We start from the raw sequence: 8,167 nt of genomic DNA, 5'->3' as shown, positions 1-8,167 counted from the left end.
ACTGTTTCCTCTGATCTTATGATTAATATTTGTAAAGACACGAATTTTAGTGTATATACGGGTAATTGTACTTCGGGTTTAACTTGTATTACCAGTGATGATAATTCTGGGGTAATTGCTTGTAACGCTGGTAATACAAATTCAAACCTATCGGTAAAAACATTTGAAGTAGTTGCTGGTATAACTTATTATATAGTTTGGGATAATCGCTGGAATGCGGCTGGTTTTGATTTTACTTTATCGGTAGTGCCAATAATTTATCCTGTTTCTTATACAACACAAACTATTTCAACCATAAACAGCTCTTATAATATTTGTGTTGCTGATATGAATGGAGATTATAAAGATGATATTGTAGGTATTAATGCCACTTCCATGCGTATTCATTATCAAGGAAGTACTCCTGGAAATTTCACAGTAACTGATCATACCTTTTCTTTTTCAGGATCAACTTCTGCCGCATTAGTTCCAAACTGGAGTATGGCAGCAGGCGATTATAATAGAGATGGTTATAATGATTTAGTCTTAGGAAATGGAAGTGGAGCAACAATTATTACCTCAATAAATAACGGTTCAACATACTCGGCTTTTGTACCAGGACAATATATTTTCTCGCAACGAACTAATTTTTCTGATTTAAATAATGATGGTAATTTAGATATTTTCGTATGCCATGATATCGCTCCAAGTTGTTATTATCTAAATAATGGAAGTGGTGTTTTAACTTTTTACCAATCAACAGTGACTCCAGGATCGATGAGCATAGCAACCACAACTGGAAATTATGCTACACTTTTCACAGATTTTGATAATGATGGCGATAGTGATGTTTTTGTTTCAAAATGTTCGGGCCCACCTTGTGAATTGTATCGTTATGATGGCAATAATACTTATACTAACATTTCAGCGATTGCTGGTATCAATGTTACACCTATTCAAACTTGGTCTTCTGCCATTGCCGATTTTGACAATGATGGAGATATGGATATCATCATCACTGCTAGTGCTAGTTTACATAAATATTTTAGAAATAATTTAGATACCACAAACACAACCGAAGAAGGTTTTACTAATATTACGGCTGGCTCTGGTTGGGACACTAATACCTCAACAAACATAGACAATATAGCTTACGATTTTGATAACAATGGTTTTGTTGACGTTTTAGGTGGAGGAAATAAAATTATGTTTAATCAAGGAAATAGTACTTTTTCACCTACTAGCTACGTAGGTATAAGCGTAGGAGCTGTTGGCGATTTAAATAATGATGGTTTCTTAGACATTCAAAATGGAACCACGATTCGTTATGCCGTTCCTAATGGCAACAACTGGATTAAATTTTCATTACAAGGAGTACAAAGTAATCGTAATGGAATTGGCACCCGAGTTGAAATTTATGGAACTTGGGGTAAACAAATTAGAGACATAAGAAGTGGTGAAGGGTTTAAATACATGAGTTCTTTAAATGCTCATTTCGGTATAGGCGCTGCAACAAGCATTTCACAAGTTATCATCAGATGGCCTTCTGGGGCTGTAGACGTGATTAATAATCCTGGAATCAATCAATCGCTTCATGTGGTAGAAGGTTCAAGTCCGCTGGGGCAAGAGGAATTTAGCACCAATAAAATAGTTCTTTATCCAAACCCAGCTTCAGAACAACTTACTATTTCAAATATTGATTTAAGTACAATTAAAAATGTAAGTATTGTATCCATGCTTGGAAAAGTAATCAAAAATGTAAAATTAACCAATGATACAATTAGTATAGCTAGTTTGTCAGAAGGCATCTATATTTTAGCCATAGAAACAATTGATGGAAAAAAATATACAGAACGTTTCGTTAAGAAAAACTAAATGCATTCTTTTTGAAAAATTAAAACAACTACTTTAATAAAAAGTAGTTGTTTTTTTGTGCCATCCCATCTTTTAATTAGAAATAATTCTAGAAAAAATAAAAATCAATAACCTAAAATAACTTCCGAATCAATAAATTATTATCTTTACCAAACTAAAAAAAATTCAAATGAAAAACCTTACAAAAATTGCATTCGCTTTTTTACTTCTAGCAGGTGGAATGATAAATGCACAAGCCTTAAAAAAAGGATCTGTTACTTATAAATTAGAATTAACAGGAAACGATGAAGCTGCTGCCATGATGGGAGAAAGCACCCTAACCATCCATTTTGACGAAACAACACAAACTACCGAAATGAACATGATGAGTGGTATGATGTTGATGAAAACCATTACTCCAGTTGGAAACGTTAAAGACACTAAAATGGCTGTTGAAGTGATGGGTATGAAATATGAAATCATTGAAGCAGGTGAAGAAGCATTGAACAGCAGTAAAGGTGTTGCTAATCTTGATGACGCGGTAGATGTAACCTATGATAAAAATGAGGTTAAAGAAATTGCTGGTTTTAAATGCTATAAAGCAAATGTTAAAATGGCAGACGGAAGCACAAACGTGTTCTACATTACAGACGCTATTGCACCACAAACCCCATTAAAAGAAACTAAAGTAAAATTAGCAGGTTATCCGTTACAAATTATTACCAGCACACCACAAGGTGAAATGACCATGACGGCTACTTCTTTTTCAAAAGAATTACCAAAAGATTGCTTTGTAATTACTGGCGAAGGCTATACAAAAGTAACCATGGAAGAATTTAAACAACAAATGGGTGGTATGTAATACCCACGTTATCTTATACAAAGCACCGAGAAATCGGTGCTTTTTTTTTATCTCACACGTATAAAATTTAACGTTGTCAACACTTTTTTCAAACTCTTTGCAGGTTTAAACAACATTCTTGTGCCTAAAATGGTGTTTTTGTTTAATTTCTGAGGTTCATCTGTCCCTGCACCTTTTAAGCTTAAAGCAAAAGTTCCTAATCGTTCTATTTTAACGATTTTTCCTTTTGCCAACTCCTCTCCTATTACCTGACTCATTCCTATGAGCACACCATAACAATCGGCCACACTTATTGTAGAACGACTCGAAATAATTTCGGCTAAGTATTCTAAATCTACCTCGCCACTACTCACAGCGCAAGGATAATATTTTACTTGTGGTGGTGTAGCAATATTATTTTGCTTAGGCACCATTTTAAAAGCAATAGGCATCTCTTTATAGTATAAACGTTACACATTATTATTTGCTCTTGGTCTCTTTTTTAATTGCTGTACAGTAATTATATAAATACTGTAGAGAAAGCAATCAATTGCCCTAGAGAAAAAACAAAACTCATCTAGGGAAATTATAAAAATCAACAATTTAATTACAAATATATTTATTAATAAATTAAAATTAGTTACTTATGAATGATAATTTTTAAAATAATTATTATATTTGGTTATAGCAGAAAAAGAAACAAGTTAATCGAACTATTCCCTAAAACCCTAAAAGATTAGCATATGAAATATTTTTATATTCTATTAACACTATTAACAACAAGTGTAAACAAACAAAATAGTTTAAAATTTGACAAAAGAAATATCCAATGTGAAGACAAATGGATTGCCTATCAAATGGACAAAGACAGTACTTACACTTTTGGTTTTATATATATGGACTCTCAAGCAGGATTGACTTTCAACTATGAAGGAAAGTTCAAAATTAATAAAGACGGAACGTATAATAAACTTAAAAGTGAATTTGAAAATGAAGTTGGGTTTATTAAATCGAGGCTGCACCCAAACAAAATAGCAATTGCAGAAATTCCAGAAGCAAAATTTAAAGAACTACACATTGAAAAAACACCAAGTTGGTTAAAAGCACATAAAACGGATGAGAATTCTGTAGATAGATTATACCGTTGGGGTTATATGTATAATAGCTGGAATGAATGCGGAAAAGCATTGACTTATCTTAAGAAAGCAGATAAAATCAATTCTAAATTTAAAGGTTTACAAACAGAACTTGCGTATTCCTATAAAGCTTTAGGGAAATTTAATGATGCAGAGATTGCTCTTTTAAAAGCAATTAAAGAAAACCCTGAAGATTGCTATGCTTATAAAGAATTAGCCTATACCTATACTAAACTAGAGAATTTTGAAAAAGTAGCAGAAACATATTTTAGTATGACAACAAAATGTACAGAGCAAAACTTCATTCAAGAAACAGCTCATAATCTTGCCTATGAATATTTTAAAATAAAAGACACAACTAATTTTATAAAATGGAAAGCAGAAACTGAAAAATGGTCAAATTCTGAAAAAAAATACACAAAAAACTTAAACAATATGCAAGCTGAATTAGAGAAATAAGTGAATACCACGGCTACCAGCAGATTTGGTTTTTGAATTATTTTTAAGTTGGTTTTGTGATTGCAAAATAAATAATTAATTTCTTTAATTTTGAACCTCGGCGGGCTTCAGAGGGTTAAACGTAAAATTTAAACATCAATATCAAATATGAAAGATGAAAATATCGACAATAAAATAACTGAAAAGTTAGAAATTGAAATTTATGAAAAAACTCTTGATATAGAAATAGACTATACTGAGCTAGTTATCGACAATATTACTGAAAATGATCTCTTAAAGGAGATTCCTATAGTAAAAACTTTGGTTGCTTTTTATAATATTTCATCTTCTTTTATCGCAAGACATAATGTCAAAAAAATTCTTGTTTTCTTGAAAGAATTTCATACAAGAAATATAGATGAATTTAAACTTGCAAATTTTAAAGCCAAATTTGTTAGGGATTCAATATACAAAGAGCAAGTTTTAGAAACTGTTTTAGTTTTAAATGAGAAATTCATTGAGGTCGTTCAATCAAAAATTTTAGCTAACCTTTTCAAGGCACATATAGAAGAACATATAAGTTGGGTGGAGTTCAATCAGCTAGCCTTTGCCCTTAATAGTCTTAATCCTGCCGGTTATGATTTTCTACATCGAAAATGTAAAGAAGAAAAATGGTCAGACAAAGACGGAGAAGCATTTATGTATTCTTGTGGTATTGGACATTTAGATGGTCTAAAATTCACAATAACAGAAACTGGTCATAAATTATATGAATTTGGAATAAAGCCGTTACGTAACTAGATTCAGCCCCTTGATACTCGATACCGCGGATTTTCATTCCTTGCCCTAATCATAAAAAAATCCCAATCGTTTGATTGGGATTTTTAGTATTACTTCGTTAAGTACATTTTTCTTCGTGAGTACAAATCGTAGAATTGATCGTCTTTCAAATCATCTATAAATAAAATGCTTTCTCCAGTAGATTTCATTTCTGGTCCTAAGGCTTTGTTTACATTAGGAAACTTACTAAATGAAAACACAGGTTGCTTTATGGCATAGCCTTTTAACTGTGGGTTATACTTAAAATCGGTTACTTTGTTATGGCCTAACATTACTTTTGTAGCATAGTTTACATAAGGTTCGCCATAGGCTTTTGCAATAAACGGTACCGTACGCGATGCTCTTGGATTGGCTTCAATAATATAAACGGTATCATCTTTAATGGCAAATTGTATGTTAATTAAGCCCACAGTTTGTAACGCACGCGCAATTTTCTTAGTATGGTCTTTAATTTGCTGCATGACAAACTCGCCCAAGTTAAACGGAGGTAATGTTGCGTTACTATCGCCCGAATGCACTCCACAAGGTTCTATGTGTTCCATAATTCCTATAATATACACATTGCCGTCGGCATCGCAAATGGCATCGGCTTCGGCCTCAATGGCGCCATCTAAATAATGGTCTAACAATAATTTATTTCCAGGAATTGATTTTAATAAGTCAATAACGTGTTCTTCTAATTCTTGTTTGTTGATGACAATCTTCATGCCCTGTCCGCCTAATACGTAGGAAGGGCGAACCAATAATGGAAAATCTAAAGTATCTGCTAATACAGAAGCTTCTTCTGCGCTTTCTGCAATTCCAAATTGAGGAAATGGAATCTTCAACTCCGTTAATAAATCTGAAAAACGTCCTCTATCTTCGGCTAAATCCAACGCATCAAAAGAAGTTCCTAGTATTTTTATGCCATATTTGGCTAATTTTTCAGCTAATTTCAATGCGGTTTGTCCGCCCAATTGCACAATAACACCTTCTGGTTTTTCGTGCTGAATGATGTCGTAAATATGTTCCCAAAAAACAGGTTCGAAATACAATTTATCTGCCGTATCAAAATCAGTTGAAACCGTTTCAGGGTTACAGTTGATCATGATGGTTTCATAGCCGCATTCTTTTGCTGCTAAAACCCCATGTACACACGAATAATCGAACTCAATTCCTTGTCCAATTCGGTTGGGTCCTGATCCTAAAACCACTACTTTTTTCTTATCGGTCACAATACTTTCGTTGTGTACGTATTTGGTGCCGTCTGCTTTTTCAATTTCGGCTTCAAAAGTTGAGTAAAAATAAGGCGTTACGGCTTTAAACTCAGCCGCACAGGTATCTACTAATTTGTAGACCCGCTTGATGTTTTGTGCTTCACGCAATTTATAAATCTGACTTTCTAAACAACCCACCATGTGCGCTATTTGACGGTCTCCGTATCCTTTTTGTTTAGCTTCTAATAACAATTCTCTTGGTAAAGTATCGACTTTATACGTTGAAATTTCGCGCTCTAAATGGAATAACTCTTCATATTGTTTCAAAAACCACATGTCGATTCTGGTAATCTCGTGAATTCTTGAAAGCGGAATTCCCATGGCAATGGCATCATAGATTACAAATACTCTATCCCAACTCGCAAAGGTTAATTTCTCAATAATTTGGTCGTAGTTTTTATAGCCTTTTCCGTCTGCTCCTAAGCCATTGCGTTTAATTTCTAAAGATTGTGTGGCTTTGTGAAGCGCTTCTTGGAACGAACGACCAATTCCCATTACTTCCCCTACTGATTTCATTTGGAGTCCTAAAGTACGGTCAGCACCTTCAAATTTATCGAAGTTCCAACGTGGTATTTTTACAATTACATAATCTAACGTAGGTTCAAACAATGCTGAAGTCGATTTTGTAATTTGATTTTGTAATTCATCTAAGTTATAGCCTAAAGCTAGTTTCGTTGCGATTTTAGCAATTGGGTAACCCGTTGCTTTTGATGCTAATGCTGATGAACGTGAAACTCTCGGATTGATTTCAATGGCTACAATATCTTCTTTATCATCTGGCGAAACAGCAAACTGAACGTTACAACCACCTGCAAAATTACCGATAGAACGCATCATTAAGATTGCCATATCGCGCATTCTTTGAAACGTTTTATCCGATAGCGTCATTGCAGGAGCTACTGTGATTGAGTCTCCTGTATGGATTCCCATAGGGTCCATGTTTTCTATGGTACAAATAATAACTACATTATCATTTTTATCGCGTAATAATTCCAATTCATATTCTTTCCATCCCATTAATGCCTTGTCAATCAAAACTTCATGTATAGGAGAGGCTTCTAATCCATAGGTTAATGCGCCGTCAAAATCTTCTTTTTTATACACGATTGCAGCACCTGTTCCACCCAATGTAAAGGAAGGACGAATTACTAATGGAAAACCAAATTCTTGCTCAATTTCTTTACCTTTTAAGAATGAATTGGCGGTTTTGGCTGGTGCGGCTGGAATCCCGATTTTTGCAAGTAATTGTTTAAATTGTTCTCTATCTTCAGTAACATTGATAGCATTTACATCAACGCCTATTAATCTGATTCCGAAATCTTCCCAAATCCCTTTTTCATCAGCTTCCAAACACAAGTTCAAAGCCGTTTGACCGCCCATTGTAGGCAATACCGCATCAATTTGCGGATGTGCTTTTAAAATTTCAATGATTGATTTTGTGGTTAGTGGCTTTAAGTAAATATGATCGGCCATGGATGGGTCGGTCATGATGGTTGCTGGGTTTGAATTGATAAGAATAACTTCAATTCCTTCCTCTTTTAATGATCGAGCTGATTGCGAACCCGCATAGTCAAATTCGCACGCCTGTCCAATAACGATGGGCCCTGATCCAATAATTAAAACCGATTTGATTGATGTGTCTTTAGGCATTGTGATTCTTTAAATTATGTAGTTAGTTGTCTGTTTTGTATTTTTATTTTTTTAGCCCTGATGGCAGTGGAAATCCTTTTTGTTTTTATTCTTTATAAAAATAAAAAGATTATAACGAACAGCAGGAAATAGCTTCAAAAACTTATTCAAATTTTATAAACACTTTAAAAAAA

At 33.8% G+C, this 8,167-nt stretch carries 6 protein-coding genes; 4 read left to right on the top strand and 2 right to left on the bottom strand.

Annotated elements, in window-relative coordinates; genetic code table 11:
• Together ACIQZC_RS07305 and ACIQZC_RS07300 are read left to right on the top strand one after the other, a co-directional pair.
• Positions 1-1,854 (top strand): FG-GAP-like repeat-containing protein (locus ACIQZC_RS07305; protein WP_396138579.1); only part of this gene is annotated, 1,854 nt, incomplete at its 5' end.
• A 169-nt stretch (positions 1,855-2,023) separates the two neighbouring features.
• Entirely contained in the window at positions 2,024-2,695 is a 672-nt protein-coding gene (locus tag ACIQZC_RS07300; protein WP_396138578.1) for a hypothetical protein, read from the top strand.
• 47 nt (positions 2,696-2,742) lie between these two features.
• Here the strand turns inward: ACIQZC_RS07300 and ACIQZC_RS07295 are convergent, their stop codons facing one another.
• Entirely contained in the window at positions 2,743-3,126 is a 384-nt protein-coding gene (locus ACIQZC_RS07295) for an HU family DNA-binding protein (RefSeq protein ID WP_396138577.1), read from the bottom strand.
• 291 nt (positions 3,127-3,417) lie between these two features.
• Between ACIQZC_RS07295 and ACIQZC_RS07290 the strand changes: the two genes are divergently transcribed.
• Together ACIQZC_RS07290 and ACIQZC_RS07285 are read left to right on the top strand one after the other, a co-directional pair.
• On the top strand, positions 3,418-4,269 hold the full coding sequence (locus ACIQZC_RS07290; RefSeq protein WP_396138576.1) for a tetratricopeptide repeat protein: 852 nt from the start codon (positions 3,418-3,420) through the stop codon (positions 4,267-4,269).
• Between the two features lie 147 nt (positions 4,270-4,416).
• Positions 4,417-5,049, top strand: coding sequence for a hypothetical protein (locus ACIQZC_RS07285; RefSeq protein WP_396138575.1), 633 nt, complete (start codon positions 4,417-4,419; stop codon positions 5,047-5,049).
• A gap of 89 nt (positions 5,050-5,138) precedes the next feature.
• Here ACIQZC_RS07285 and carB read toward each other — a convergent pair whose 3' ends face one another.
• Entirely contained in the window at positions 5,139-7,994 is a 2,856-nt protein-coding gene (gene carB, locus ACIQZC_RS07280) for a carbamoyl-phosphate synthase large subunit (protein WP_396138574.1), read from the bottom strand.
• Between the last annotated feature and the right edge of the window lie 173 nt (positions 7,995-8,167).

The sequence above is a fragment of the Flavobacterium sp. genome, from assembly GCF_044338735.1.
In the GTDB taxonomy this organism is placed as follows: domain Bacteria; phylum Bacteroidota; class Bacteroidia; order Flavobacteriales; family Flavobacteriaceae; genus Flavobacterium.
Note: the sequence above shows the minus strand (reverse complement) of the source record. Positions and strands in the feature narration are given on the sequence as shown.